The organism is Rhodopseudomonas palustris (assembly GCF_034479375.1).
GTDB classification, from domain to species: domain Bacteria; phylum Pseudomonadota; class Alphaproteobacteria; order Rhizobiales; family Xanthobacteraceae; genus Rhodopseudomonas; species Rhodopseudomonas palustris_M.
In genome coordinates this window covers 2,518,707-2,544,718 of sequence record NZ_CP140155.1, presented here as the reverse complement: position 1 = coordinate 2,544,718, position 26,012 = coordinate 2,518,707, and the positions used below count along the sequence as shown (strand labels likewise).

Annotated in this window: 25 protein-coding genes; 17 read left to right on the top strand and 8 right to left on the bottom strand. The window is 66.3% G+C overall.

Features of this window, described 5'->3' with window-relative positions; all coding sequences use genetic code 11:
* Nucleotides 1-26: 26 nt before the first annotated feature.
* The 12 genes from SR870_RS11565 to SR870_RS11510 all read left to right on the top strand — a co-directional run bounded on the left by SR870_RS11565 (nt 27) and on the right by SR870_RS11510 (nt 13,004).
* Nucleotides 27-956: an FkbM family methyltransferase gene (locus SR870_RS11565; protein WP_322518100.1), complete on the top strand. Its 930-nt coding sequence runs from the start codon at nt 27-29 to the stop codon at nt 954-956.
* A gap of 210 nt (nt 957-1,166) precedes the next feature.
* Nucleotides 1,167-1,853, top strand: coding sequence for an SIS domain-containing protein (locus SR870_RS11560; RefSeq protein ID WP_322518099.1), 687 nt, complete (start codon nt 1,167-1,169; stop codon nt 1,851-1,853).
* Between the two features lie 199 nt (nt 1,854-2,052).
* The gene (locus SR870_RS11555) at nt 2,053-2,991 is read left to right on the top strand and encodes an SDR family oxidoreductase (protein ID WP_322518098.1); all 939 of its coding nucleotides are present in this window, start codon (nt 2,053-2,055) and stop codon (nt 2,989-2,991) included.
* Nucleotides 2,988-4,025 (top strand): GDP-mannose 4,6-dehydratase, encoded by a 1,038-nt coding sequence (locus tag SR870_RS11550; RefSeq protein WP_322518097.1) that lies wholly within the window; start codon nt 2,988-2,990, stop codon nt 4,023-4,025. Before SR870_RS11555 ends, SR870_RS11550 begins: the two co-directional genes overlap by 4 nt.
* Before the next feature lie 8 nt (nt 4,026-4,033).
* A complete protein-coding gene (locus tag SR870_RS11545) occupies nt 4,034-4,693 on the top strand; it encodes a class I SAM-dependent methyltransferase (protein WP_322518096.1) in 660 nt (219 codons plus the stop codon).
* Nucleotides 4,694-4,706: 13 nt separating this feature from the next.
* A complete protein-coding gene (locus SR870_RS11540) occupies nt 4,707-5,678 on the top strand; it encodes a thiamine pyrophosphate-dependent dehydrogenase E1 component subunit alpha (RefSeq protein ID WP_322518095.1) in 972 nt (323 codons plus the stop codon).
* Complete coding sequence (locus SR870_RS11535) at nt 5,675-6,727, top strand: alpha-ketoacid dehydrogenase subunit beta (RefSeq protein WP_322518094.1); 1,053 nt, start codon at nt 5,675-5,677, stop codon at nt 6,725-6,727. The genes SR870_RS11540 and SR870_RS11535 overlap by 4 nt, the downstream gene beginning before the upstream one ends.
* A gap of 182 nt (nt 6,728-6,909) precedes the next feature.
* Nucleotides 6,910-7,965 (top strand): zinc-binding dehydrogenase, encoded by a 1,056-nt coding sequence (locus SR870_RS11530; RefSeq protein WP_322518093.1) that lies wholly within the window; start codon nt 6,910-6,912, stop codon nt 7,963-7,965.
* 5 nt (nt 7,966-7,970) lie between these two features.
* The gene (locus tag SR870_RS11525) at nt 7,971-9,452 is read left to right on the top strand and encodes a PfkB family carbohydrate kinase (protein WP_416221163.1); all 1,482 of its coding nucleotides are present in this window, start codon (nt 7,971-7,973) and stop codon (nt 9,450-9,452) included.
* Entirely contained in the window at nt 9,449-10,366 is a 918-nt protein-coding gene (locus tag SR870_RS11520) for a nucleotidyltransferase family protein (RefSeq protein ID WP_322518091.1), read from the top strand. The genes SR870_RS11525 and SR870_RS11520 overlap by 4 nt, the downstream gene beginning before the upstream one ends.
* Nucleotides 10,367-11,173 carry an SDR family NAD(P)-dependent oxidoreductase gene (locus tag SR870_RS11515; protein ID WP_322518090.1) on the top strand — a complete coding sequence of 269 codons (807 nt, stop codon included), beginning with the start codon at nt 10,367-10,369 and terminating at the stop codon, nt 11,171-11,173.
* Nucleotides 11,085-13,004 (top strand): thiamine pyrophosphate-binding protein, encoded by a 1,920-nt coding sequence (locus tag SR870_RS11510; protein ID WP_322518089.1) that lies wholly within the window; start codon nt 11,085-11,087, stop codon nt 13,002-13,004. Before SR870_RS11515 ends, SR870_RS11510 begins: the two co-directional genes overlap by 89 nt.
* Nucleotides 13,005-13,302: 298 nt before the next feature.
* Here SR870_RS11510 and SR870_RS11505 read toward each other — a convergent pair whose 3' ends face one another.
* Nucleotides 13,303-15,444, bottom strand: coding sequence for a tetratricopeptide repeat protein (locus tag SR870_RS11505; protein WP_322518088.1), 2,142 nt, complete (start codon nt 15,442-15,444; stop codon nt 13,303-13,305).
* Between the two features lie 526 nt (nt 15,445-15,970).
* On the opposite strand from SR870_RS11505, the gene SR870_RS11500 reads away from it, so the two are divergent.
* The 3 genes from SR870_RS11500 (at nt 15,971) to flaF (ending at nt 19,582) form a co-directional block, all read left to right on the top strand.
* Entirely contained in the window at nt 15,971-18,631 is a 2,661-nt protein-coding gene (locus SR870_RS11500) for a DUF1522 domain-containing protein (protein WP_322518087.1), read from the top strand.
* Nucleotides 18,632-18,830: 199 nt separating this feature from the next.
* Nucleotides 18,831-19,211: a flagellar biosynthesis repressor FlbT gene (gene flbT, locus SR870_RS11495; protein ID WP_322518086.1), complete on the top strand. Its 381-nt coding sequence runs from the start codon at nt 18,831-18,833 to the stop codon at nt 19,209-19,211.
* Between the two features lie 2 nt (nt 19,212-19,213).
* Nucleotides 19,214-19,582, top strand: coding sequence for a flagellar biosynthesis regulator FlaF (gene flaF / locus SR870_RS11490; RefSeq protein ID WP_322518085.1), 369 nt, complete (start codon nt 19,214-19,216; stop codon nt 19,580-19,582).
* A 111-nt stretch (nt 19,583-19,693) separates the two neighbouring features.
* Here flaF and SR870_RS11485 read toward each other — a convergent pair whose 3' ends face one another.
* The 4 genes from SR870_RS11485 to SR870_RS11470 all read right to left on the bottom strand — a co-directional run bounded on the left by SR870_RS11485 (nt 19,694) and on the right by SR870_RS11470 (nt 22,227).
* Nucleotides 19,694-20,074, bottom strand: a complete 381-nt coding sequence (locus SR870_RS11485) for a hypothetical protein (protein ID WP_322518084.1) — start codon at nt 20,072-20,074, stop codon at nt 19,694-19,696.
* 181 nt (nt 20,075-20,255) lie between these two features.
* Complete coding sequence (locus tag SR870_RS11480) at nt 20,256-20,750, bottom strand: hypothetical protein (RefSeq protein WP_322518083.1); 495 nt, start codon at nt 20,748-20,750, stop codon at nt 20,256-20,258.
* A gap of 17 nt (nt 20,751-20,767) precedes the next feature.
* Nucleotides 20,768-21,106 (bottom strand): flagellar assembly peptidoglycan hydrolase FlgJ, encoded by a 339-nt coding sequence (gene flgJ, locus SR870_RS11475; protein ID WP_322518082.1) that lies wholly within the window; start codon nt 21,104-21,106, stop codon nt 20,768-20,770.
* Nucleotides 21,106-22,227, bottom strand: coding sequence for a flagellar basal body P-ring protein FlgI (locus SR870_RS11470; protein WP_322518081.1), 1,122 nt, complete (start codon nt 22,225-22,227; stop codon nt 21,106-21,108). Before SR870_RS11470 ends, flgJ begins: the two co-directional genes overlap by 1 nt.
* 310 nt (nt 22,228-22,537) lie before the next feature.
* Between SR870_RS11470 and SR870_RS11465 the strand changes: the two genes are divergently transcribed.
* Both SR870_RS11465 and dksA read left to right on the top strand, forming a co-directional pair.
* Entirely contained in the window at nt 22,538-22,954 is a 417-nt protein-coding gene (locus tag SR870_RS11465) for a flagellar assembly protein FliX (RefSeq protein WP_322518080.1), read from the top strand.
* Between the two features lie 203 nt (nt 22,955-23,157).
* A complete protein-coding gene (gene dksA, locus SR870_RS11460; protein ID WP_198135187.1) occupies nt 23,158-23,523 on the top strand; it encodes an RNA polymerase-binding protein DksA in 366 nt (121 codons plus the stop codon).
* Nucleotides 23,524-23,630: 107 nt separating this feature from the next.
* On the opposite strand, the gene SR870_RS11455 is transcribed toward dksA, so the two are convergent.
* From SR870_RS11455 to flgA, 3 genes are all read right to left on the bottom strand, one after another.
* The gene (locus SR870_RS11455) at nt 23,631-23,897 is read right to left on the bottom strand and encodes a DUF3551 domain-containing protein (protein WP_322518079.1); all 267 of its coding nucleotides are present in this window, start codon (nt 23,895-23,897) and stop codon (nt 23,631-23,633) included.
* A gap of 274 nt (nt 23,898-24,171) precedes the next feature.
* Nucleotides 24,172-24,930 (bottom strand): flagellar basal body L-ring protein FlgH, encoded by a 759-nt coding sequence (gene flgH / locus SR870_RS11450; protein ID WP_322518078.1) that lies wholly within the window; start codon nt 24,928-24,930, stop codon nt 24,172-24,174.
* A gap of 5 nt (nt 24,931-24,935) precedes the next feature.
* Nucleotides 24,936-26,012, bottom strand: a complete 1,077-nt coding sequence (gene flgA, locus SR870_RS11445) for a flagellar basal body P-ring formation chaperone FlgA (RefSeq protein WP_322518077.1) — start codon at nt 26,010-26,012, stop codon at nt 24,936-24,938.

The window sequence follows — 26,012 nt, the reverse complement described above, 5'->3', positions numbered from 1 at the left end:
CGGCAAATCAGCGACGGCATCCTTCCATGAGCCAGACCGCCCCGATACCAGGTAGCAACGTCGTCTCGCAGGCCGCAGCCGCGCCGCGCACGCCGGCCGCCGATGAAATTATCGCTGCGATCATCGCCGCGCTGCCGGAGCTCGCGCATCACCATGCGCCGGGCGGGACGGCGTATCAGGCGCTCGCCGTCGCCGCGCGCCAGGCGGTGGTGACGCTGTTCGCGCAGGGCGGCAGGGACGTGCCGTTCGGACCGTTCGGGCCGATCAGCTTCCCGTATCATGCGATGGGGGCAGTCGACTCGCTCGACCTGTTCGGGCTCGACGAGCTGATCCTGTTCGCGTTCTACTGGCAGAACCGCGGCACCTACAAGACGACGGCCGACATCGGCGGCAATATCGGCCTGCACAGCCTGGTGATGGCGCGCTGCGGCTTTTCGGTCGCGAGCTACGAGCCCGATCCCGAGCACATCGCGCTGTTCAAGGCGAACATGGCCGCCAACGGCGTGACCACGGTGACGGTGCACGAGGCGGCGGTGTCGGCGCAGGCGGGGCAGGCGGAATTCCTGCGGCTGCGCGGCAATACCACCGGCAGCCATCTCGCCGGCGCCAAGAGCGATCCCTACGGCCAGATCGACCGCTTCGCGGTCAGGCTGGAGGCGTTCGCCGCCATCGCCGCGAAGGTCGACTTCGCCAAGATCGACGCTGAGGGCCACGAGGCCGTCATCATCACCTCGCTGCCGGCGGAGCGCTGGGACGGCCTCGACGTGATGCTCGAGATCGGCAGCGACGCCAACGCCGCGGCGATCTTCGACTACGCGTCGCGCGCCGGCGTGAATCTGTTCACCCAGAAGACCGGCTGGCGCAAGGCGCGCACGGTCGCCGACCTGCCGACCTCGTACAAACAGGGCAGCGCCTTTCTCACCCGCAAGGACGCGATGCCGGGGCTTCCGGCTTAGTCGCAGGGGCATCGGCGGAAGCCGGCCCGCGGGCGTGCGGCGGGCCGCGCGGCCTCGGTCCCGTAAAGTACCGAGGGTGGTTTCGCGGACGATGCGGGACGCCTCCTGCGGCCGCTTCTTTTGTTTCCGGTCCGTGTCTGTGCGTTGCCAGTTCGTTGCGATTCAGTCATTAGTGACGAATCACGCGCATCGTGGGCGCCTGGAACGCAGATGATGAAGTCGCGCAAGACGCAGGCCCGGGAGTTACACTCTCAAGAATCGTCGGGTGATATCCAAGCGGATGTCGCCCCGAGCCCGCTGGTCTCCAAAGCGCAGATGCTCGGCTATTACGACTTCCTTCGCGACACGCTCGCCGCCACCCAGGTCTCCGATCGCGACGGCCGGAGCTTCGGCCAGGAAGTGGCTGCGTCGCTGGTGATGGCCTGGGCGCGCGAGGCCCATGCCGAAGGCCGCAAGCTGATCTTCATCGGCAATGGCGGCAGCGCCGCGATCGCCAGCCACATGGCGACCGACTATTCCAAGAATGGCGGGATGCGCGCGCTCTGCCTCAACGACGGCGCGATGCTGACCTGCCTCGGCAATGATTACGGCTACGAGCAGGTGTTCGCCAGGCAGATCGATCTGTTCGCGCAGGAGGGCGATCTTCTGATCGCGATCTCGAGCTCGGGCCGCTCGCCGAACATCCTCAACGCGGTGGCGGTGGCAGAGCAGCGCGGCTGCCGGATCGTGACGCTGAGCGGCTTTTCCGCCGAAAACCCGCTGCGCAGCCAGGGCGACATCAATTTCTACCTCGCTTCCGACCAATACGGCTTCGTGGAGATCGGCCATCTGACGCTGTGCCACGCGATCCTCGATTTCGCCTGTGGCCAGCGCGTGCCGCTGCCGGCCGTCGGCTGATCGCGCCGCGCGGCTCTACCGGCGCGTGCTCCGATGCGTGTATCTCCGGCAGACGATGCAGGGGTGATTCGTGGATGCGGCGATTGCGCTGCGATCCCGGTGTGGCGTTTGCGTGCCGAAATCGATGCTGAGGACGAATTGTCCGGCGAACCCCGCGACCTGCGGAACAAGCCCGTGACGATCTCGATGGGATGACGCGATGAAGATTCTGGTGACCGGCGCCTGCGGCTATGTCGGGTCCACTCTGGTGCCGAAACTGCTGGCGCGCGGCGACGACGTGGTGGCGTTCGACATCATGTGGTTCGGCAACGACCTCACCCCGCACCCGGCGCTGACGGTGGTGCGCGGCGACGTCCGCGACGCCGCGACGATACCGCTCGACGGCATCGATGCGATCATCCATCTCGCCTCCGTCGCCAACGATCCGTGCGGCGACCTCAATCCGAAACTGACCTGGGAGATCAGCGCGCTCGCCACCATGCAACTCGCCGACCGCGCCGCGCGCGAAGGCATCGCGCGCTTCATCTACGCGTCCTCCGGCAGCGTCTACGGCATCAAGGAGGAGGAGCAGGTCACCGAGGATCTGACGCTGGAGCCGATCTCGGAATACAACAAGACCAAGATGGTGGCCGAGCGGGTGATGCTCAGCTACGGCGGCGACATGGCGGTGCAGATCGTGCGCCCGGCGACGGTGTGCGGGCCGTCGCCGCGGATGCGGCTCGACGTCTCGGTCAACATGCTGACCATGCAGGCGCTGACCAACGGCGAGATCACCGTGTTCGGCGGCAACCAGGTTCGCCCCAACATCCATATCGACGACATCACCGATCTCTACGTGATGCTGCTGGAGCGGCCGGAACTGCGCGGCGTCTATAATGCGGGCTTCGAGAACATCTCGATCCTCGATATCGCCCGGATGGTCGACGCCCAGGTGCCGACCAAGATCACAGTGACGGAATCGAACGACCCGCGCTCCTACCGGATCAACTCCGACAAGTTGCTCGCGACCGGCTTCAAGCCGAACAAGACGGTGAACGACGCGATCCGCGAGATCATCGTCAAGTTCCAGCGCGGCGAATTGAAGAACGAGGACCGACACTACAATCTGCGCTGGATGCAGCGGAGCGTGCAGGCGTGACCCGACCGATTCCGGCATCCTCGCCCGAAGCGAAGGCCGGCGCGGCGTTCGGAAAAGTCCTGGTGCTCGGCAGCAATTCCTTCACCGGCGCCGAGATGGTGCGCGATCTGCTCGACCACGGCGCCGAGGTGGTCGGCGTCAGCCGCTCGCCGGAGCCGCACGAGGCGTTCCTGCCGTATCGCTGGACCAATGCCGAGCGGTTTCGGTTTCGCCAGCTCGACCTCAACCACGATCTCGACGCGCTGATGGCGCTGATCGAGGCCGAACGGTTTCCCTGGATCATCAATTTCGCAGCCCAAAGCATGGTCGGCGAGAGCTGGCTCAATCCCGACCACTGGTTCATGACCAACGTGGTCTCCACCGTGCGGCTGCACGAGCGCCTGCGGCACTGCGACTTTCTCGATCGCTACGTCCACGTCACCACGCCGGAAGTCTACGGCAACGCCACCGGCACGCTGACCGAGGACGCGCCGTTCGATCCGTCGACGCCCTATGCGGTGTCGCGCGCGGCCGGCGACATGAGCCTGCGCTCGTATTTCCGCGCCTACCAGTTTCCGGTGCTGTACACCCGCGCCGCCAACGTCTACGGCCCCGGGCAGCGGCTGTACCGGATCGTGCCGCGGACCATTCTGTTCATCCGGCTCGGCCGCAAGCTGCAACTGCACGGCGGCGGCACCTCGGAGCGCTCGTTCATCGCCGCCTCCGACGTCGCCGAGGCGACGCGGCGGATCGCGGCCGCCGGCACGCTCGGCGAGACCTACCACATCGCCACCGACCGCATCGTCACCATCCGCGAGCTGGTCGAACTGATCTGCGCGACGATGGGCGTGCGGTTCGAGGATCACGTCGAGATCGTCGGCGAGCGGCTCGGCAAGGACTCGGCCTACAAACTCGACAGCGGCAAGATCCGCCGCGAGCTCGGCTGGAGCGACCGCATCACGCTGGAGCAGGGCATCGACGACACCATCCGCTGGGTCGATCGCTGGTTCGACGTGCTGAAAGACCAGCCGTTCGACTATTCGCACAAGCCTTGAGGACCTCGATGGGCCAGGAAATCGATCTGCTCGTCAACTACCCGCGCACAAAGCGCAATGTCGACGAGCGCGGCCAGACCAAATCCGAAGAGGATCGCGCGATCGCGCGGCAATTCGGCAAGGACTTCTTCGACGGCGACCGCCGCCACGGCTATGGCGGCTTCAACTACATGGCGCGGTTCTGGCAGCCGGTGATCCCGACGTTCCAGTCGCATTTCGGCCTCGACGCCTCGTCGTCCGTGCTCGACGTCGGCTGCGCCAAGGGTTTCATGCTGCACGACATGGCCGAACTGATCCCCGGCATCACCGTGAAGGGCGTCGACGTCTCGGCCTATGCGATCGAGCACGCAATCGACGACATGAAGTCGCATCTTTCCGTCGCCAGCGCGGTGAAGCTGCCGTTCGCGGATAATTCGTTCGACGTGGTGATTTCGATCAACACCGTGCACAATCTGGTCCGCGACGACTGCGCCACCGCGCTGCGCGAGATCGAGCGGGTCGCGCGCAACGGCGCGTTCATCACGGTCGACGCCTATCGCGACGAGGACGAGAAGCGCCGGATGATGGCGTGGAACCTCACCGCGCAGACCATCATGCATGTCGACGAGTGGAAGGCGTTCTTCGCCGAGATCGGCTACACCGGCGATTACTACTGGTTCATCCCATGACCTGGTTCGTTCGATGACCGAGCTGTCGCATCGTCTGCTGTTCGACATGATGCGCATCCGCGCCGTCGAGGAGACGATCGCTAAGCGCTACGGCGAGCAGAAGATGCGCTGCCCGACGCATCTGTCGGTCGGGCAGGAGGCCGTCGCGGCGGCGGCCGGCGCGGTGCTCGAGCCGACCGATCTCGCCGTCAGCGGCCATCGGGCGCACGCGCATTACCTCGCCAAGGGCGGCTCGCTGCAGGCGATGATCGCCGAGATCTACGGCCGTGTCACCGGCTGCTCGCGCGGCAAGGGCGGCTCGATGCATCTGATCGACGAGAGCGTCGGCTTCATGGGCTCGACCGCGATTGTCGGCGGCACCGTGCCGGTCGGCGTCGGTCTGGCCTATCCGATGAAGCTGAAACAGACCGGGCAGATTTCCTGCGTGTTCCTCGGCGATGCGGTGCCGGAAACCGGGGTGTTCTTCGAGTCGGTGAACTTCGCCGTCGTGAAGAAACTGCCGGTGCTGTTCCTGTGCGAGAACAACGGCTACTCGGTGTATTCGCCGCTCGGCGTGCGGCAGCCGCCGGGCCGCAAGTTGTACGAGTTGGTAGCCGGCTTCGGCCTGAAGACGTTTCACGGCGACGGCAACGACGCCCGCGCGGTGCATGCGGCGCTGAGAGAAGGCGTCGATGCGATCCGCGCCGGCGAGGGGCCGCGGTTCTACGAATTCGAGACCTATCGCTGGCGCGAGCATTGCGGCCCGATGTACGACAACGACATCGGCTATCGCAGCCTTGCCGAATACGAGGCGTGGAAGCTGCGCGATCCGGTGCTGGCATTGCAACGCACGCTGATCGGCGAGGGCGCGCTGAGCGAAGGCGAGATTGCCCAGATGCAGGCGCGGATCGATTCCGAGATCGACGAGGCGTTCGCCTACGCCGAGGCGTCGCCGTTCCCGGACGCCACCGACGCCTTCACCGACGTCTATGCGGGGCCGGCATGAGCACGAGTTTCGCCGCCGCCATCCGCGATGGCCTCGCGACAGCGCTGAGCGTGGACGACAGCGTGATCTGCTTCGGGCTCGGCACCGACGATCCCAAAGGCGTGTTCGGCACCACGCTCGATCTGCACAAGGAGTTCGGCCCGGACCGGGTGTTCGACATGCCGACCTCGGAAGCGGCGATGACCGGGATCGCGATCGGTGCGGCGCTGAACGGGTTGCGCCCGGTGATGACGCATCAGCGGCTCGACTTCGCGCTGCTGTCGCTCGATCAATTGGTCAACAACGCCGCCAAATGGCGCTTCATGTTCGGCGGCGCGCGCGGCGTGCCGATCACCATCCGGATGATCATCGGCCGCGGCTGGGGCCAGGGGCCGACGCATTCGCAGAGCCTGCAGGCGTGGTTCGCGCACATCCCCGGGCTGAAAGTGGTGATGCCGACCACCGCCGAGGACGCCAAGGGCCTGCTGCTGGCCTCGATCTTCGACGACGATCCGGTGATCTTTCTCGAGCATCGCTGGCTGCACAACATGAAGGGCGAGGTGCCGGCCGGCGACGTCCGCACCCCGCTCGGCAAGGCGCGGGTGGTACGCAGCGGCGATGCGGTGACGATCGTGGCGATGAGCTACATGACGGTCGAGGCGCTGCATGCGGTCGATCATTTGGCTTCGCAGGGCATCAGTTGCGATCTGATCGATCTGCGCACGATCCGCCCGCTCGACTGGCCGGCGATCGTTAGCTCGGTGCAGAAGACCGGGCGATTGCTGGCGCTCGATTCCGGCCACCTCACCGGCGGCGTCGCCGGCGAGATCGTGGCGCGGATCGCGACCGATCACTTCGCGAGCCTGAAATCCGCGCCGCAGCGGCTCGCCGCGCCGGACGTGCCGGAAGCGACCACCCCGGCGCTGACCAAGAATTATCACGTCCGCGCCGAACACATTGTCGAGGCCGTCGGCCGGATGCTCGGCCGCGAGGTCGAGACCGCGTCTCTCGTTACCAAACGCCAGTTCCCGCACGACGTGCCGGGCGACTGGTTCTCCGGTCCGTTCTGAGGGGCGATGATGGCACAGACTCACCACGTCATTGCGAGGAGCACCCGGATCGGCGCTCCGCGCCGTCCGCGCACAGGCTCCGCGACGAAGCAATCCGGGTGCTCCGCACGCGGCGCTCTGGATTGCTTCGCTGCGCTCGCAATGACGGGGAGAGGGCAGGCTGAAATACTGCGGAGGCAACGATGCTCGTGACCTTCCGCGCCGCCGTTCTCCGCGAGCTCAATCAGCCGCTACGGATCGAGACCGTCGAGGCGCCGCCGCTCGCGGCCGGGCAGGTGCTGGTCAAGCTGGCTTATTCCGGCGTCTGCCACAGTCAGGTGATGGAGGCGCGCGGCGGCCGCGGCGTCGATCGCTATCTGCCGCATATGCTGGGACACGAAGGCTCTGGCGTCGTGGTCGAGACCGGCGCCGGCGTCAGCAAGGTCAAGCCGGGCGACCGCGTCATTCTCGGCTGGATCAAGGGCAAGGGCTCCGACGCGCAAGGCATCCGCTACAAAGCCGGCGACGGCTTCGTCAATGCCGGCGCGGTGACGACCTTCAACGAATACGCCGTGGTGGCGGAGAACCGCGTGACGCTGCTGCCGCAAGGCCTGCCGATGGACGTCGCGGTGCTGTTCGGCTGCGCGCTGCCGGTCGGCGCCGGCATCGTCATCAACATCGCCAAGCCGCAGCCGGGCAGCACGCTCGCGGTGTTCGGCCTCGGCGGCATCGGGCTGTCGGCGCTGATGGCTTGCAAGCTCTTCGACTGCAAGCAACTGATCGCCGTCGATGTCGAGCCGGCGAAGCTCAACATGGCGCGCGAGCTCGGCGCCACCACGACGATCGACGCGTCGCAGCAGGACCCGGTCGCCGCGGTCCGCGAGCTGACCGGCGGGCTCGGTGTCGATTATGCGATCGAGTCGGCGGGGCTGGTCAAAGTGATCGAGCAGGCGTTCGACGCCACGCGCCGGTTCGGTGGGCTGTGCGTGTTCGCCTCGCATCCGCGCAGCGGCGAGAAGATCGCGCTCGATCCGTTCGAGCTGATCTGCGGCAAGCGCATCCTCGGCACCTGGGGCGGCGACGCCAATCCGGACCGCGACATCGACCTGCTCGCCGGTCTGTTCCGCGACGGCAAGCTGCCGCTGGCATCGCTATTCAGCCGCCGCTACGCGCTCGACGAAATCAACGACGCCCTCGACGATCTCGAACAGCGCCGCAGCGTGCGGCCGCTGATCGAAATCGATGCGGCGCTGGGATGACCGCGATGCTGCATCCCGAGACCGAAGCGATGCTGCAGCAGATCCGGGCCGAGGCCGGGCCCGACCGCGCCATCGTGTTCGTCTCCGGCAATTTCAACATCGTCCATCCCGGCCATCTGCGGCTCTTGAAATTCGCCGCCGAATGCGGCGATGTTCTCGTCGTCGGCGTCGTCGCCGATCCCGGCTACGACTGGATGCTGCCGAGCGATCTGCGGCTCGAAGGCGTGCACGCGATCGGCTTCGTCGATCACGCCTTCCTGCTGCGCGACAGGCCCGAGGACGTCGTCGCCGCGCTGAAGCCCGCGGTGGTGGTGAAGGGCAAGGAGCACGAGGGCGCCGACAATCCCGAGAAGCCGGTGCTGGATTCCTACGGCGGGCGGCTGCTGTTTTCCTCCGGCGAGGTGGCGTTCTCCTCGCTCGATCTGATCCGGCGCGAATTCCGCGAGTTCAACCCGTCGTCGATCTTCAAGCCGCTGGACTATCCGCGCCGGCATCGCTTCGACGTCGCCGATCTCAAGACCGTGCTGGCGAAATTCCCGACGCTGAAGGTGCTGGTGATCGGCGATCTGATCGTCGACGAATACATCGCCTGCGATCCGCTCGGCATGTCGCAGGAGGACCCGACCATCGTGGTCACGCCGGTGCTGCGCGAGTTGTTCGTCGGCGGCGCCGGCATCGTCGCCGGCCACGCCGCGGGGATGGGCTGTTCGGTCAGCCTGCTCACCGTCGGCGGCAAGGACGCGATGGCTGATCTCGCGCGCGAGCGGCTGGCCTCCTACAACGTCGACGCGACGATCCTCACCGACGAGAGCCGGCCGACGACGTGCAAGCAGCGTTTTCGCGCGGGGAACAAGACGTTGCTGCGCGTCAGCCATCTCAAGCAGCACGACATCGACGTCGACTTGCAGGACAGCATGCTGGCGACGGTGCGCGACAAGCTGCCGACGACCGACCTCGTGGTGTTCTCGGACTTCAACTATGGCTGCCTGCCGACCAAGCTGGTCGAGGCGATCTCGGCGCTGTGCCGCGAGCGGTCGATCCCGATGGTCGCCGACAGCCAGTCGTCGTCGCAGGTCGGCGACATCTCGCGCTTCCGCAACATGCTGCTGATCAAGCCGACCGAGCGCGAGGCGCGGCTGGCGCTGCGTGATTTCGACTCCGGTCTGGTGGTGCTGGTCGAGGCGCTGCGGCAGAAGGCAAAGGCCAAGAACGTGATCCTCACGCTCGCCGCCGAAGGCCTGCTGGTGCACGCCGCCGCCGGTCGCGGCTCGGTGCTGACCGATCGGCTGCCGGCGTTCAACACCGCGCCGAAGGACGCAGCGGGGGCGGGCGACTCGTTCTTCGTCTGCGCCGGGCTCGCGCTGGCAGTCGGCACCGACATCTGGCGCAGCGCCTATCTCGCCTCGATCGCCGCGGCGTGCCAGGTCGGCCGCATCGGCAACATTCCGGTCACCGCCGCCGATATCATTAAGGAACTGGACGCGTGAGCGCGCCCGCGAAAGCGCTGCTGGTGGCGGCCGGGCTCGGCACGCGGCTGCATCCGCTGACGCAGGTGCTGCCGAAATGCCTGATGCCGATCGCCGGCCGGCCGCTGCTCGGGCTGTGGCTGGCGATGCTGCGCGACGCCGGCTTTTCCGAGATCGTCGTCAATCTGCATCACCACGCCGATTTAGTGAGCGAGTACATTCGCCGCTCGCCGTGGGCCGAGCACGTGATCCTCGCGCATGAAAAGACGCTGCTCGGCACCGGCGGCACGCTGCTGCATCATCGTGCGCGCTTCGCCGGCGGCCCGACGCTGTTCGCCCATGCCGACAATCTCAGCCTGTTTGCGCCGGGCGATTTTCTCGCCGCGCATCGCGCCCGGCCGCTCGATTGTGCGATGACGATGATGAGCTTCGTCACCGATCATCCGCAGAGCTGCGGCATTCTCACCCTGGATGCGGACAGGCGCGTGCTGCAGATGGACGAGAAGCCGCAGCAGCCGAAGGGCGACCTCGCCAACGCGGCGGTCTATGTGATCGAGCCCGAGGTGATCGATTTCATTGCCTCGCTCGGCAAGCCCGTGGTCGATTTCTCCACTGAAGTCCTGCCGGTGTTCATGGGCCGGATCTTCTCATTTCACAACGCCGACTATCACCGCGACATCGGCACGCCGGCGAGCCTGGCGCTTGCGCAGCTGGACTATCCGCTGGCGGCGGGGCAGTTCGAGGCCTCTCGCCGTCATTGCGAGGAGCGCAGCGACGAAGCAATCCACGCCTCGCCTGCAGGGCTGGATTGCTTCGCTTCGCTCGCAATGACGAGTGGCGACGATCCGTGGTACGGGCTGATGACCAACAACGATGGCGCGCTGGCGACCGCGTTCGCGCGGGCCGCTGCGACAGCCTATGGCGGAGGGCGTTAGATGCCGGGCAGCGTGATCATCGCGGCGATCTCCAGCGACATCGGCGTGCAGCTGGCGAAGCTGTATCGCGCGCAGGGTCTCGAGGTGATCGGCACGTATCGCTCGGCCGGCAATCTCGACGAGCTGAAAGCCGACGCGGGCATTCATCTGGTGCCTTGCGATTTGTCCGACGCTGGCAGCGTGCGGCGTGCGGGTGCCGAGATCGCGGCGCTGAACAAGCCCTGGGAGCGCTTCATCAGCGCGGCGGGACAACTCTCGCCGATCGGCGATTTCTTCGGCCGCGATTTCGACGATTGGGAAGCGTCGCTGTCGCTGAATGCGGTGGCGCAGATGCGGCTGCTGCACGCGCTCTATCCGCTGCGTCGGACCGGCGCCGTCGCGAAGGTCGCGTTCCTGGTCGGCGGCGGCATCAATGGGCCGTTCCGCAACTACTCGGCCTATTGTCTCGGCAAAATGATGCTGGTCAAGCTGTGTGAACTGCTCGACGATGAGTATCCGGACGTGCACGCGATCGCGGTCGGCACCGGCTGGGTCAACACCAAGATCCATCGCCAGACCGTCGAGGCCGGCGACGACGCCGGCGTCAATCTGCGCCGCACGCTGGCGTTTCTCGACAGCGGCGAGCAGGGCACCAGCATCGAGGATATTTTCGGCTGCATCGAATGGGCATTCGGCGCCGGCCGCGCCGCAACCGGCGGGCGCAATGTTTCCGTGGTGCATGACGGCTGGCGCGACGGCGGCGCGGCGCTGGTCGCGCGGCTCGAAGCCGACACCAACATCTACAAGCTGCGGCGGCACGGCAATTGAGCGCGCCGGTGAGCGCCAGGAGGTTCGCGTGAAGCTGTCCGACTACGTCATCGATTTCCTCGCGCGGCGCGGCGTCAGCCATGTGTTCGGCATCTCCGGCGGGGCGGCGGTGCACATGTTCGATTCCGCCGCGAAGCATCCGGACGTCACGCCGATCTTCCCGCAGCACGAACAGGCCGCGGCGATCGCCGCCGACGGCTATGCGCGCGCCACCGGCAGGCTGGGCGTCGCCATCACCACGTCCGGGCCGGGCGCGACCAATCTGCTCACCGGCGTGTGTTGCGCTTACTACGATTCGGTGCCGACGCTGATGATCACCGGGCAGGTCGCGACGCATCGGCTCAAGGGCAAGAACGACGTGCGCCAGCTCGGCTTTCAGGAGACCGACGTCACCTCGATCTTCGCCACAGTGACGAAATACGCGGTGCAGATCAGCGATCCCGCGACGATCCGCTATCATCTGGAGAAGGCCTATCACCTCGCCTTCGAAGGCAGGCCCGGCGCGGTGCTGATCGATCTGCCGGACGATCTGCAGCGCGCCGAGGTCGATCCGGAGGCGCTGGCGTCGTTCGTGCCGGAGGCGCAGATCGCCACGATCGATCTTGACGCCGAGATCGCCGCATTGCTGCCGCTGATCGCGCAGGCGAAACGCCCGGTGCTGGTTCTGGGCGGCGGGCTGTCGACGCCGCGGATCGGATCGATGCTCGATCAGCTGATCGACCGGCTCGGCATGCCGGTGCTGACGACCTGGGCCGCGACCGATCTGATCGCGCATGATCATCCGCTGCGGGTCGGGCCGTTCGGCGTCTACGGGCCGCGGCTCGGCAATTTCACCGTGCAGAACGCCGACCTCATTCTCTGTCTGGGCAGCCGGCTGTCGCAGAACGTCACCGGCGGCATCCTGCCGTCGTTCGCGCGCGCGGCAACGATCGTGATGGTCGACGCCAGCCGCGGCGAGATGGACAAGTTCGACGCGCGCGGCATCGCCGTCGCGACGCGGATCGAGGCGCAGCTCGACGCCTTCGTGCCGAAGCTTCTCGGCGCGCTCGAGGCCGCACCGCCGCGCGACGAATGGCTGGCCAAGATCGCGCATTGGCGCGCCGCGCTGCCGGACGATCGCCCTGGTCCCGCGCCCGCCAATGCCGGCTTCGTCGATGCCTACGACTTCGTCGACAAGCTCAGCGACGCCGTGCCCGCCGACGAGTTGATCTATGTCGACACCGGCGGCAATCTGACCTGGACCTGCAACGGCTTCCGCATCCAGCGCGGCCAGCGGCTGATTTCCGACTGGAACAACACCGCGATGGGCTACGCGCTGGCGGCCGCGATCGGCGCGGCGGTGCAGGCCCGTGGCGGCGTGAGCTGCATCATCGGCGACGGCGGCCTCATGCTGTCGCTCGGCGAATTGGCGCTGCTGGCGCGGCACAAGCTGCCGGTGCGGCTGTTCCTGTTCAACAATCACGGCCACGGCATCCAGAAGCAGACATTGGAGACCTGGCTCGACGGCAACTATGTCGGCGTCGACGCGCCGAGCGGATTGTCGTTCGTCGATGTCGTCAAGGTCGCCGAGGCGATGGATCTGCCGGTGGTCACGATCAGCCGCAGCGCGGACATCGCCGCCAAGCTGCGCGAGGTCTATGCGCGCAAGGGACCGGTGTTCTGCAATGTCGAGATCAATCCCGCGCAGAAGCTGTATCCGGTCCTGAAATTCGGCGCGCCGCTGGAAAGCCAGATGCCGGCGATCGACGATGCGCTGATCGCGCGCGAGATGATCGTGCCGGCGTTCGTCCCGGGCGCGCCGCCGAAGCACAGCGGCGGTGCGGGCGTTTGAGATCGCGCCTGCGACGTTGATGCGGCATCGAAGCAATATGCCTCAGCCAAATGCACTGAGTCCTCATCCTGAGGAGCCCGGCGAAGCCGGGCGTCTCGAAGGATGAGGCCACGGGTGCCCGCGGCCAATGGTTCGAGACGGCGCTTCGCGCCTCCTCACCATGAGGTTGTGCTTGTTGTGATGAGTTGCCAACCAAATCGATTTTTGACGCCGAGACGTAACTGGCGTCAAAGACGTGGATGGCCGGGACGAGCCCGGCCATGACGAAAGTAACAGCCTATTATCAAGCGTGCTGCGATCAGCGCCGCTTGCCGTCCGCAGGCTTCGCCTCCGCCGGCGTCGCGCACCAGCGGCGCCACATTGTGCGGTAGGCGTCTTCGACGGCGCGGGTGTAGGCGGCGGGGCCGCAGCGCTCGGCGATGAAGGCGGGCAGGCCGCGGCGGATCGAGCGCAGCCGCTCGCGGTCGGGATCGAGGGCGATCTCGATGTAGCGTTCTTCGCTGGTGGCGATGAATTCGGGCAGGCCCGCGGCCGCCAGGATCGCCGAGCCCACCCGGCTGGCGACGGTGTTGCCGAGCCTGCTCACCACCGGCACGCCCATATGCAGCGCTTCCCAGGTCGAGACGCCGCCCGCCTGCGGGAACGGATCGAGGCAGAGATCGATCTGTCGCAGCGTCTGCAGATGTTCCTGCCGCGTGGTCGAGCCGAGCAAAGTGATGCGGCCGGCGCCGACGCCCTGCGCGGCGAACTTGTCGAGCAGCGTCTGGCGCACCGCGGGATCGTCGATCTGGTGATCTTTCAAGATCAAGCGCGACGCCGGATTGTCGGACATGATCTTCGACCATACCGCGATCGCGGCATCCGAGATCTTGCTGATGCGGTTGAGCGAGCCGTAAGTCAGATAGCCGTTGCGGTCGAACGGCAGTTCGGGCGACTGCAGTCCCGCCGGCGGCGGCTCGATGATCACGATCGAGGGCAGGTCGTAGATCGCCTCGGCGTAGAACTGCCGCACTTCGTTCGGTACGGCGACGGGATCGGCGAGCAGATAGTCGATCACCGGCAGGCCGGTGCCGGTGGCGTGGCCCCAGGCGGTGACCTGCACCGGCGCGGGTTTTCGCGCGAACACGCGCAGCCGATTGCCCGCCGAGTGACCCGACAGGTCGATCAGGATGTCGACCTTGTCGGCGCGGATGGTCTCGGCCAGCCTGGTGTCGGTCCATTGCGAGGAGTCGCGCCATTGGTCGGCGATCGCCTCGAACGATTTGGTGGCCTGATCGGGCAGCACCACGCCGGAATAGCAGATCACGTCGAAGTGGGTGCGGTCGTGATTCTCGATCACCGGGCGAAACGAGAACGCCGCGGAATGCTGCCGGAAATCGGCCGAGACATAGCCGACCACGAGGCGACGCTCGGGATCGCGATCATTGGCGAACGGCGCCGCATGGCTCTTGTAGAGCCGCGCGCCGACATGCTTCCACCAGTCCGCACGCGCGGCCTGCTGCGACTGGAAGTCGGCGTCGGAGCAGAAATCCATCGAGAAGATCCGGCTGGAAATCGCCGGCTCGTAGTCCGGCTTCAGCGCCAGCGCGCGGCCGTGCAGCGCGGTCGCGGTGTCGGCGTCGCCGAGCGAGGCCATGCAATTGCCGAGCAGCGTCAGGGCGGGCACGGAGTTGGGTTCGATCTTCAGCAGCGCGGTGCAGGTCGCCAATGCGCCTTCGACGTTCTTCATCTGCAGGAGCAGATCGGCGCGAGCGATGCCGGCGTCCATCGGTCGCTTGCCGATCGACAGCGCGCGGTCGTAGCTCGCCAGCGCCAGGTCGAACTGCTTCATCTCCTTCAGCGTGGTCGCCTGGTTCATGAAGGCGACGTCGTGAAGCGGATCGATTGTGATCGCCTGCGCGTAGCTGTTCAGCGCCTCGTCGTAGCGGCCGAGCTTGTGCAGCGCGTTGCCGCGGTCGTTCCAGGTGTCGGCGTGGTCCGGAACGAGTTCGAGCGCCCGGTCGAGGCTGGCGACCGCGTCGTCGTAGCGGCCGAGCGTGATCAGCACGTTGCCGCGATTGGCGTGGGCGAAGGCCAGCGCCGGATCCAGCGCGATCGCCTTGTCGCAGGCGGCCAGCGCTTCGTCGTAGCGCTGCGCCGTGTTGAGTACGCTGCCCAGGTCGGACTGCGCCTGCGCCGATTTCGGATCTTCGATCAGCGCGCGCTTCAGCGAACGGATTCCGGCGTCGAAATGGCCGGTCTGATATTCGGCGAGGCCGAGAAAGTGCAGCGCCTGGAAATTGTTCGGGCTCTTCTTCAGCACCTTCTTGTAGGCGGATTTCGCCTCGTCGTATTGCCCGGCCTGGTGCATCACCCGCGCCCGCATCAGCAGCAGCACGGGCTCGTAGGATTTGTCGTATGGCGGCGAGGCGCTGGAGGCCTTGTTGCGTCCGGGCTGCATGGCGTTTCCGAATCGGCCTGAGGAAGACTGCTCGTCGGGCGATCCTACGCACCTCGGAGACGATCGTGTAGATCGCGCGGATACTCGGATGCCCGCGTAAAATATTCATTAACCATACGATCCCGGCATGCGCCCGGACCGACCCTCAACAATGCCTTAACGCCGAGGCCGGCAGCGCCGCCGACAGGGCGAATCAGCGCCGTTTTGGGACCCCGGCGGCCGGCCCAGCGGAAGGCTCGGCAAATGATCGACGTTGATATTGTTGAAGTTTTTGTCTCCGTGCCGGCCTTAATGCGCTGTTAACCATATTTTAAAGCCCGGCGGCCATAGTCTCGATGCTCAGGAAGAAGGTTGGCCGAGAATCGGCCGCGTTGATCCGGACCGCACCCGCGTATGTGCGTGCCGAGGTCCCTCTCCAGAACAGGCGTCTAAACACAACCGGCAAGCGTCGCGGCAACGGCCCTCGACGCAAGCAGCAGCGCGCGACTGAAGTCGCCGCCCAGCGCGGATCAGGAAGGTTTGCACCATGTCTGATGTGGTTCTCTCGGCAGCGGTTCGTCAGAACCTGCTTTCGCTGCAATCGACGGCGGATTTGCTCTCGACCACCCAGAACCGGCTTGCCAGCGGCAAGAAGGTCAACACCGCGCTCGACAACCCGACCAACTTCTTCACCGCGGCAGGGCTCGACAGCCGCGCCAGCGACATCAACAACCTGCTCGACGGCATCAGCAACGGCGTCCAGATCCTGCAGGCGGCCAACACCGGCATCACCTCACTGAACAAGCTGATCGACACCGCCAAGTCGATCGCCAATCAGGCGCTGCAGTCGAACGTCGGCTACTCGACCAAATCCAACGTCTCGGCGACCATCGCGGGCGCCACTCCGGACGATCTGCGCGGCACTCAGACATTCGCAAGCGCGACCGCCACCAGCAACGTGGTCTATGACGGCACCGCCGGCGGCACCAACGGCGTGTCGCTGACCGATACGCTCGGCGGCGGCGTCGGCAGCATCGGCGGCACCAACATCACCAAGGCGGTCGCGGCCGACGCCACCGCCACCGGCGGCGTGCTCTACACCGGCACGGCGACGGCGACCGCGACCAGCGCGGACCTGATCAGCTCGCTGACCAACGGCTCGACCGTGACGCCGACCGGCCCGCAGGCCGGCGACACCATCGTGGTCAACGGCAAGAACATCACGTTCACCACCACGGGCTCGGCCACCGCCGACACCAACGGCAATTACACGATCGGCATCAACCAGCCGATCAGCGCGCTGCTGGCGACCGTCGACACCATCAACGGCAACACCAGCAACCCGTCGGTCGTCGACGCCAACGGCCACATCCAGCTCCATACCGGCACCAACCGGGAGCTCTCGGTCAGCGACACCTCGGGCGGTACGGTGCTGGCCAAGCTCGGCTTCGGCGTCAGCGTCACGGTCCCGCTCGGCACCGGCGCCGCCACGCCGATCACGGCGACCACCAAGCTGTTCAATACGGTCGGCGGCCTAGGCCCGGCGATCGCCGACGGCACCACGCTGACGGTCAACGGCAAGTCCGTGACCTTCAAGGCGAGCGATCCGCCGAGCGCCGCGGGGCTGCTCGTCGGTTCGGGCGTGCTCGGCAACATCGTCACGGATACGTCGGGCAATTCGACGATCTACATGGGGACGAGCAACACCTACACCTCGGCCACCGTCGGCGACGTGCTGACCGCGATCGACCTCGCCAGCGGCGTCAAGTCGGCGACGATCGCCAACGGCGTCGCGACCTTCGCGGCCAACGGCACGCCGTCGCAGATCTCCGCCGGCGGCGCGGTGACGCTGCAGACCTCGACCGGCGCCGATCTCAGCATCACCGGCCCGGCCGATTTCCTGAGCTCGCTGAACCTGACCGCTTCGACCGGACCGGGCCCGGCGACGCTCACCGCCACCCGCTCGACCGGCGCCGGTACCATCGGCACGCTTATCGAGGACGGCTCGACGCTGAACGTCAACGGCAAGCTCATCACCTTCAAGAATGCGCCGGTCCCGCTTCCCTCGGCCAGCCACACCGGCGTCACCGGGAATGTCGAGACCGACGGCCTCGGCAATTCGACCGTGTATCTGCAGGGCGGCACCATGGCCGACGTGCTGAGAGCGATCGACCTCGCCACCGGCGTGCAGTCGGCGACGCTGTCGCAGAGCGGCGCGACGCTGACGACGCAGACCGGCTCCGCCAACTCGTCGCTGTCCAGCGGCTCGCTGAAGGTTTCGACCGGCAGCGCCTCCGACCTCACCATCAGCGGCACCGGCAACGCGATGCTGGCGCTCGGCCTCGCCGGCAACACCGGCACCTCGACCGAGTTCAAGGCGTCGCGCTCGTCCGGCACCGGCGGCGTCAGCGGCAAGACCCTGACCTTCACCTCGTTCAAGGGCGGCACCCCGGTCAGCGTCACCTTCGGCGACGGCACCGGCGGCACCGTCAAGACGCTGTCGCAGCTCAACACCAAGCTCGCGACCAACAACATGATCGCGCAGATCGACGCCAACGGAAAGCTGACGATCTCGTCGAACAACGACTACGCCTCGGCGACGCTCGGCTCGACCGCCGACGGCGGCACGCTCGGCGGCACCATCACGGCGACGCTGAGCTTCACCACGCCGAACCCGCCGGAACCGGACGTCACCGCGCAGGTGGCGCGCGCCAAGCTGGTCGAGCAGTACAACAACGTCATCCAGCAGATCACCACGACGTCGCAGGACGCGTCGTTCAACGGCGTCAACCTGCTGAACGGCGACACGCTGAAGCTGGTGTTCAACGAGACCGGCAAGTCGACGCTGAACATCGTCGGCACCGCGTTGAGCCCGGCGGCGCTCGGCCTGCCGACGCTGGTGTCCGGCGTCGACTTCATCGACAACGCCTCGACCAACAAGACGCTCGCCTCGCTCAACACCGCGGCGACCACGCTGCGGTCGCAGGCGTCGTCCTACGGTTCCAACCTGTCGATCGTGCAGATCCGGCAGGACTTCGCCAAGAACCTGATCAACGTGCTGCAGACCGGCTCGTCGAACCTGACGCTCGCCGACACCAACGAGGAAGCCGCGAACAGCCAGGCGCTGTCGACCCGGCAGTCGATCGCGGTCTCGGCGCTGGCGCTGGCCAACCAGTCGCAGCAGAGCGTGCTGCAGCTCCTGCGATAATCGCGACGCCACGAATCGCGGCGAGGGCGTCGAGGCCGCCCTCGCGCCACGCGGCGATTCGTTGGACCGCAACGACGCGCTCGACTTATCCCCTGAAACACGGCATTGGATCGCGGTGCAAAGCCTGCGCATAACAAACGCGTGGGCTGGCGGAACGAGTCGTCCTTGGTCGCAATGACCGCAATCAAAGGAAAACACGATGCCATTGCGAGTCGAATTGAAGCCGTTCGAGCGGATCGTGATCGGCCAGAGCGTGATCACCAACTCGGATTCGCGCACCACGTTTCTGATCGACGGCGACGCGCCGATCCTGCGCGAGAAGGACATTCTCACCGCGGAGACCGCGAACACCCCGGTGAAGCGCGTCTATCTCTGCGTGCAGATGATGTATCTGCAGAACGACATTCCCGCCTATCAGGATCTGTATCTCGGCTTCATCAAGGAATTGCTCGAGGCCGTACCGAGCTTTCGAGAGACGATCGAGGCCACGAGTAATCTAATTTTAAGTGGCCAACTTTATAAGGCGTTGAGGGAAATCCGACCGCTGATCAAGCGCGAAGAAGAACTGTTACAGAGGTAACGATGTCGAGTGCTGCTCAGGCCTACGCCCGCACCGCGCAAAGAACGGCTTCTCCGAGGGAAATCGAAGCGCAAGCATTGCTGAAGGCGGCCAGGCAGCTCCAGGACGTGGTGACGAACTGGTCCGAGCGCGGCGCCATCGGCCTCAACGAAGCGCTGATGTTCAATCGCAAGCTGTGGTCGATCTTCGTCAGCGACGCGATGCGCGACGACAATCCTCAGACTCTCGAGATCCGGCAGAACATCGCCAACATCGGCGTGTTCGTGCTCAGCCAGTCGACCGCATTGCAGATGGCGCCGCAGGTCGAGGCGCTCAACGCACTCATCGAAATCAACCGCAACATCGCCGCCGGTCTCAGCGGCCGCGCCTGACGGCGGTGGTGTCCGACAGCGGTCATGCCGATCATGACGTCGAAGCGGACAAGCGTCATCGCCCGCACCTGCGTCGGCAGGCCGGGTGTTGCAGCCGATAGCCGTCCGCGCTCAGACGGTGCGGTCCGTCGGGATCGGGCCGGTTCGGTGCTGGAGCTTCGACTGATCCTGTTCGCGGAAGTAGGCGCGAGCCCTGAGCTGCCACGATTCGGGATACTGGTTGACCACCTCGGCCGTGCTCTCGTCGACCAGAACGTAGACCATCGCGGCCGACGCCTGATCGAAGATCACCTGACGCGAAATGGTGTCCGCGCCGACCTTGGCGGCACTGCTGGCCACGGCATTGCTGCCGGCGCCGCTGTCGAGGGCGGTCACGCTCTTGGGCGCAGGTAGCTGCGTCGCGACCGCGGTTTGCACCGCCTCAGGCTCCGGCCTGACGACGGGTGTTATCACCAGTTGCCCGACGGGCTTTATGGTGAAGTCGAAACTCATGGCAGCCTCCTGGCTCCATCAAGGTCAATCCACCCCCCCACCAAATATGGTGCACGGAACCCCTGAAGCTCCTCCTGCAAACTCCCCTTAGATTTGATTCAAATGCCGCGCGCGAAAACGCCGCCGGCGTCGCGGCCGGGCGGTGTGGAAAACGGGGGCAAACGGTGGTGTCCGGAGAGACCTACAGCGAGCGGCTGACGGCGATCGGCGTCAGGTTGCGCGGGCCGGGTGCTGCGCGCTTGCCGGAGGCCGTGTAGGTCTGCGGAATGTTGCGGCGCTGGATCTCGGCGTTGACGCCGCGCACGATGCCCTCGGACACCGCGTGGGCCGTGGCGAGCACGGTGAGGTTGACCTGCAGCATCGCGCGGAACACCTCGTGGTGGCGATGCAGCGTGCCGAGCAGGTCGGGCGTCGCCTTGGCCATATAAGGCTGGCTCGCCTTCACCTGCGTGATCGCGGTGATGTAGCTTTTCGTGAGCTCGTTCTTCTGGCCCTCGAGCCGCAGCGCATCGGGAATCTTGCCGGCGCGGACCAGTTCGGTCTCGCGTTCGATCACCGCCAGAAGCGCGTTCATGACCTCCGTCAGTCCGTTGGCGAGCTTGCGCGCGTCGGCCGGCGAAGCGACCGGCTGCACCGGGGCGGGGGCGGGGGCCTGCTGGCGTTGCATCTGCGTCATGGCATCGTCCTTTGCGATCAGGTCGCGCTGGCCTGCTGAAGAATGAGAGTCCTGAACACGTCGTTGGCGATGCCGACGCCGCCGGCCTTGGCGACGGTCTGCGAATATTGCTCGGTCAACATCGATCGCCACACCCCGGTTCCGACAGTGTCGCCGAACGGGCCGTCGCCCTTCAGGCCGCTCGTCATCTGCGAGAACATCGAATTCAGGAACATCGCCTCGAACTGCTCGGCGGAGTCGCGCGCCTTGGCCTGCGCCTTGGGCGAGACCTTGGCCAGAGCGGCGTTCAGGTCGATGTCGGGCCGGCCGTCGTGCCTGAGGGCGGTCTTGGCGTAGGTGGTGGGGACGATCGACATCACATCACCTCGATATCGGCTTCGATCGCGCCGGCGGCCTTGATCGCCTGCAGGATGCCGATCAGGTCGCGCGGGCCGATGCCCAGGCCGTTGAGACCATCGACGAGCTGCTGCAGCGACACGCCGTCCTTGACCAGCGCCAGCTTCTTGCCGTCCTCGGTGACGCCGATCCGCGAATTCGGCGTGACCACGGTGCGGCCGTTCGCCAGCGGATTGGGCTGGCTGACCTGCGGGCTTTCGGAAATCGATACGGTGAGATTGCCCTGTGCGACCGCGACGGTGGCGACACGGACGTCGCGGCCCATCACGATGATGCCGCTGCGCTCGTCGATGATGATCTTGGCGGCCTGGTCCGGTTCCACCTGCAACTGCTCGATCTCGGTGACGAAGGCGACGGCGTTGCCCTTGAACTCGGCCGGAATCGAGAGCTGGACGGTCGAAGGGTCGATCGGTTCGGCGCTCTTGGTGCCGAGGAAATCGTTGACCGCCGCCGCGATCCGCTTGGCGGTGGTGAAATCGGCGTTGCGCAGCGCCAGCCGGACGCTCGGCAGGCGATTCAGCGCGAATTCGATCTCGCGCTCGACGATGGCGCCATTGGCGATTCGGCCGACGGTCGGCACGCCGCGGGTGATCTTGGCGGCTTCGCCCTCGGCCTGGAAGCCGCCGATCGCGAGCGATCCCTGCGCCACCGCATAGACGTTGCCGTCGGCGCCGAGCAGCGGCGTCACCAGCAGGGTGCCGCCCTGCAGGTTCTTGGCGTCGCCGAGCGCCGAGACGGTGACGTCCATCCGGGTGCCCTGGGTGGCGAAAGCCGGCAGATTGCCGGTCACCATCACGGCAGCGACGTTGCCGGTGCGGATCGTGGCGCCGCGGATGTTGACGCCCATCCGCTCCAGCATCGCCTGCAGCGACTGCTTGGTGAAGGGGATGTTGTTGAGGGTGTCGCCGGTGCCGTTGAGGCCGACCACGAGGCCGTAGCCGATCAACTGATTCTGCCGCACGCCCTCGATATTGGCGAGGTCCTTGATCCGCGAGGTGGCGTTGGCGGCCACGCCCGACAGCAGCAGCGCAGACAGGGCGGCTGCGGCCAGCTTCAGGATCACGGCGGAAACGCTCGGCATTGTAGTCTCCTCGGCGGCTGACGCGGCGGCACGCAGCGCAGTCACGCCAGCTTCCCTTGCGAGCGCCATGCCAGTTAGGGAATGCGATCTAAGTATTTGATATTGATATAACTTACCAGGTATGGCCCCGCTCCGTGGGAACCGGGGGCGCGGCAAAACCGAGCGCCAGCGGCAAAATTTGCCGACCGTTTACCTGCTGTTAACCATAAACGACGACGCTGGGTTGCAGGGGCCTCAGCGCGGTTGCCGGCTTGGGTGTAAGCTGTTCCCCGCGCGGCACCCAGCCAGGACCTGTCCGGCGAGAGAGACCATGCGAATCTACGGCCCAAACGGCACCACCCCTTCGGCCCCCTCCGGCAACGCCCGGCGGACCGGTTCCAGCACCTTTTCGCTGCCGACCAGCACCGCACAGCCCGGGCAGGCGACACGAACGGCCAGCGCGCCGCTGGCGCCCACCGGGCTCGATGCGCTGATGGCGATGCAGGGGGTCGAGGACGCCACCGAAAGGCGCAAGCGCTCCGTGGCGCGTGGCCGGACCGCACTCGACGTGCTCGACGACCTCAAGATCAGCCTGCTGGCCGGCTCGTTCGACACCGCCACGGTGACGCGGCTGCGCGCCGCGGCCGCGGAACTGAAGGCCTCTTCGGGCGATCCGGGTCTCGACGCGGTATTGTCGGAAATCGAGCTGCGCGTCGAGGTCGAACTGGCCAAGGCCGGACAATACTGACCGACGCGCGACCGACCAAGGGTGCGGCAGCTTCCGCCGCTCAAACGATGTGCAGCAGCGGACGCGACGGCGGACGATATTGTCTGTCATCTGCGCGCGCTATATAAGCTGCCGCGCAGGCGGGGCTATTGCCGCCCAACAAGATCATGGATTGCCCCTTGGATAAGTTGAAAAGCTATCGACCCTCCGAGAAAGAGCCGTTCATGAATGAACGGCAGCGCGAGTATTTTCGCGCCAAGCTACTGGCCTGGAAGGACGAGATTTTGCGCGAAGCAAAGCTCACGCTCCAGACCCTCCAGGAAGAGAACGTCAATCATCCCGACCTGGCCGATCGCGCCTCGTCGGAAACCGACCGCGCCATCGAACTGCGTGCGCGCGATCGGCAGCGCAAGCTGATCTCCAAGATCGACGCTGCACTGCAGCGCATCGACGACAACACCTACGGTTACTGCGAAGAAACCGGCGAGCCGATTTCGCTGAAGCGGCTCGAAGCCCGCCCGATCGCGACGCTGTCGGTCGAAGCGCAAGAGCGCCACGAGAAGCGCGAGAAGGTCTATCGCGACGAGTAGTTCGCGCCGAGGCGCAGTCGGCGTTCGCGCGGCTGTCCGATGAATTTCGGCGCCGCTCCTGATCGGGAGCGGCGCTATTTTTTTGTCGGCTTTTCAGGCGCTCCGGCTCAGTGGCGGCGATGCCGCAGGCGCGGCTGCGGCTGGACGTCCTGCTGCTGCGCCCGGAACGCGAAGACCGGGTTGATGTCGCAACCGGCCCGGGTCCCGGATGCCGTGGTCATGCACTGCTGGTAGCTGTCGAACTGGCAGTTGCCGGGATAGCCCCATTCGCCGCCCTGCAGGCAATACGCGAAGTCGCGGGCCGAGGCTGGCGCCGCCGCAAGTGTGACGACGGCGGCGGCGGCCGCAAGCAGGGCGGCGCTGGTTCGGATCATCTCGATTCTCCAATAGGCCGGCCCGGCGGATGCGGGAGCAGGCGGGTTGCCGCGGAACTTAACGTCGCCGGCGCGCGATACAACCGGCGCCATGCGATGCGGTCCATGCATCGGATCACATTGCCGCGCCGCGACCCGCCGGTGCGGCTCGTGGTGCCCGGCGGCCGCCGAAAAGGCCGCGGCCTCCGTCCGGGGGAGAGCCGGAGGAGGCCGCGCTGGTACACCTGACCGCGCCTAGGTTCGCGGCCGGGTGTGGGAGCTCGAAAACTGAAACTCAGAACGGCAGCAGCACGTCCATCACCTGCTGGCCGTAGCGCGGCTGCTGCACGTCGGTGATCTGGCCGCGGCCGCCATAGGCGATGCGGGCCTGCGCGATCTTGCTGCTGTCGATGGTGTTGTCGCTCTGGATGTCTTCCGGCCGGACGATGCCGGCGACGATCAGTTCGCGGACTTCGAAATTGACGCGAATTTCCTGCTTGCCCTCGACCACCAGATTGCCGTTCGGCAGCACCTGCGTCACCACCGCGGCGACGCTGGTCTTCAAGGCTTCCTGGCGCTGCACCGAGCCCTTGCCGTCGGTGGTCGAGGTGGCATCGGTGGTGAGCAGGCGGCCTGGAAGCACCTCGGCGGCGTCGCCGGTCAACAGCTTGCTGCCGGCGAAATCGGTGATGCCGGAATTTTCCGAACTGGAGCGGCTGCGCTGGGTCTGATTGGCGATGTTGGCCTTGTCGGTGAAGTTCACCGTCACCGTCATGATGTCGCCGACCTTGGCGGCGCGCTGATCGCGGAAGAACGCGCGCGAGCCGTTCCGCCACAGCGAGTTGGCGTTGTACGACGCGACTTCCGGCTTCGGCATCGGCATCTGCACCGGCTTGTAGCCGGGCTGCGTCGTCGGATTCTCGATTGCGCTCAGCGCCGGCCGTTCGCCGATCGCGGCGAGGCGGTCGATCGAGGAGCAGCCGCCGGCGAGACCTCCCGTCGCAATCAGCGCGGCGATCAGAACGATGCGGTTGGTCGGTACTGGCTTGAACATGAAACTCACTCGGTCCTGGCGGCGGCGGGGGCAGGCGCGGCGGCGGGAACGCCCGGCGCTGTAGCGGGATTGGCGCTGGCGAGGATGCGCGGCACGGCGACGGTCACCATCACCTGTCCGCGTCCGATCACGGTCGCGGCCACGGTGCGCTTCGAGTGGAGATTGAGCACGTTGACGACGTCGCCCTCGGTGCCGGTTTCGAGCGCCTTGCCGCGCGACGTCAGGTAGATGCCGGCGGCCTGATAGATCAGCGTGACGCCCTGATCGCGCGTGACCAGATCGGGCTTGGCGAGGTCGGTGGCGCGTACCAACTGGCCGCTGCGCAAGGTGCGCCGCGCCTGCATGCCGATCGCAACATCGCGCGCGATGGCGTCGGACTTGGCCTCGGCCTTGGGGCGGCGTTCGATGGCGACGTCGGAGGCTTTGATGACCTCATTGCGTTCGATCGAGCGGGTCAGCACCGTGGCCGAAACGGTCTCGACCGCGGCGCCGGTCAGGCGCAGCCGCACCGGCGCGCTGTCGGAACCCGCGATTTCGAAACTGATGTCGAACCGCCCGCTGCGCCGGTCGAACCGTTCGGAGACGAGTTGCAGCGGGCCGGTGTAGCTGGCCGGCAGCGTCTGGGATTCGATCTCCCGGTCCCAGGTCAACGCCAGATCTTCGGCCTCGCCGAAGCCGTGGCGGCGCTGCAGCGTCTCGATCACTTGCTGCTCGATCTCCTTCGCCGGCACGCTGCGGGCGAGGCGGGCGACGGTGACTTCACGGATGTCGCGGGTGTCGACGCCGATCACCTGATGCGCACGCAAGGCGGCGAGCACGGATGCGGTCGGCAGCGCGCCGGTGGTGCCGAGGTCGGGCGCGCGATAGATCGCGATCTTCGCCGCGACGCCGGCATTGTCGATGACGTCGCCGATCCGCACCAGTTCGTCGGCTACCTCGACATGCGCGCGCAGCACCGGCGAGAGCAGCACGTCGTCGGTCCGTTGGTCGAGGGCCGGCACGGCGGCCGGCGGCGTTTTCTCGGCTGCGGTCGCGGCGAACGGCGCGGCGAGCAGAGCGGTGATGAGGAGCGATCGGATCAT

Bases quoted from the DNA above. Each gene is read 5' to 3' on its own strand.
- SR870_RS11565 (WP_322518100.1), top strand. From the start codon at position 27: ATGAGCCAGACCGCCCCGATACCAGGTAGCAACGTCGTCTCGCAGGCC.
- SR870_RS11560 (WP_322518099.1), top strand. From the start codon at position 1,167: ATGATGAAGTCGCGCAAGACGCAGGCCCGGGAGTTACACTCTCAAGAA.
- SR870_RS11555 (WP_322518098.1), top strand. From the start codon at position 2,053: ATGAAGATTCTGGTGACCGGCGCCTGCGGCTATGTCGGGTCCACTCTG.
- SR870_RS11545 (WP_322518096.1), top strand. From the start codon at position 4,034: ATGGGCCAGGAAATCGATCTGCTCGTCAACTACCCGCGCACAAAGCGC.
- SR870_RS11540 (WP_322518095.1), top strand. From the start codon at position 4,707: ATGACCGAGCTGTCGCATCGTCTGCTGTTCGACATGATGCGCATCCGC.
- SR870_RS11535 (WP_322518094.1), top strand. From the start codon at position 5,675: ATGAGCACGAGTTTCGCCGCCGCCATCCGCGATGGCCTCGCGACAGCG.
- SR870_RS11530 (WP_322518093.1), top strand. From the start codon at position 6,910: ATGCTCGTGACCTTCCGCGCCGCCGTTCTCCGCGAGCTCAATCAGCCG.
- SR870_RS11525 (WP_416221163.1), top strand. From the start codon at position 7,971: ATGCTGCATCCCGAGACCGAAGCGATGCTGCAGCAGATCCGGGCCGAG.
- SR870_RS11515 (WP_322518090.1), top strand. From the start codon at position 10,367: ATGCCGGGCAGCGTGATCATCGCGGCGATCTCCAGCGACATCGGCGTG.
- SR870_RS11510 (WP_322518089.1), top strand. From the start codon at position 11,085: ATGACGGCTGGCGCGACGGCGGCGCGGCGCTGGTCGCGCGGCTCGAAG.
- SR870_RS11505 (WP_322518088.1), bottom strand. From the start codon at position 15,444: ATGCAGCCCGGACGCAACAAGGCCTCCAGCGCCTCGCCGCCATACGAC.
- SR870_RS11500 (WP_322518087.1), top strand. From the start codon at position 15,971: ATGTCTGATGTGGTTCTCTCGGCAGCGGTTCGTCAGAACCTGCTTTCG.
- flbT (WP_322518086.1), top strand. From the start codon at position 18,831: ATGCCATTGCGAGTCGAATTGAAGCCGTTCGAGCGGATCGTGATCGGC.
- flaF (WP_322518085.1), top strand. From the start codon at position 19,214: ATGTCGAGTGCTGCTCAGGCCTACGCCCGCACCGCGCAAAGAACGGCT.
- SR870_RS11485 (WP_322518084.1), bottom strand. From the start codon at position 20,074: ATGAGTTTCGACTTCACCATAAAGCCCGTCGGGCAACTGGTGATAACA.
- SR870_RS11480 (WP_322518083.1), bottom strand. From the start codon at position 20,750: ATGACGCAGATGCAACGCCAGCAGGCCCCCGCCCCCGCCCCGGTGCAG.
- flgJ (WP_322518082.1), bottom strand. From the start codon at position 21,106: ATGTCGATCGTCCCCACCACCTACGCCAAGACCGCCCTCAGGCACGAC.
- SR870_RS11470 (WP_322518081.1), bottom strand. From the start codon at position 22,227: ATGCCGAGCGTTTCCGCCGTGATCCTGAAGCTGGCCGCAGCCGCCCTG.
- SR870_RS11465 (WP_322518080.1), top strand. From the start codon at position 22,538: ATGCGAATCTACGGCCCAAACGGCACCACCCCTTCGGCCCCCTCCGGC.
- dksA (WP_198135187.1), top strand. From the start codon at position 23,158: ATGAATGAACGGCAGCGCGAGTATTTTCGCGCCAAGCTACTGGCCTGG.
- SR870_RS11455 (WP_322518079.1), bottom strand. From the start codon at position 23,897: ATGATCCGAACCAGCGCCGCCCTGCTTGCGGCCGCCGCCGCCGTCGTC.
- flgH (WP_322518078.1), bottom strand. From the start codon at position 24,930: ATGTTCAAGCCAGTACCGACCAACCGCATCGTTCTGATCGCCGCGCTG.
- flgA (WP_322518077.1), bottom strand. From the start codon at position 26,012: ATGATCCGATCGCTCCTCATCACCGCTCTGCTCGCCGCGCCGTTCGCC.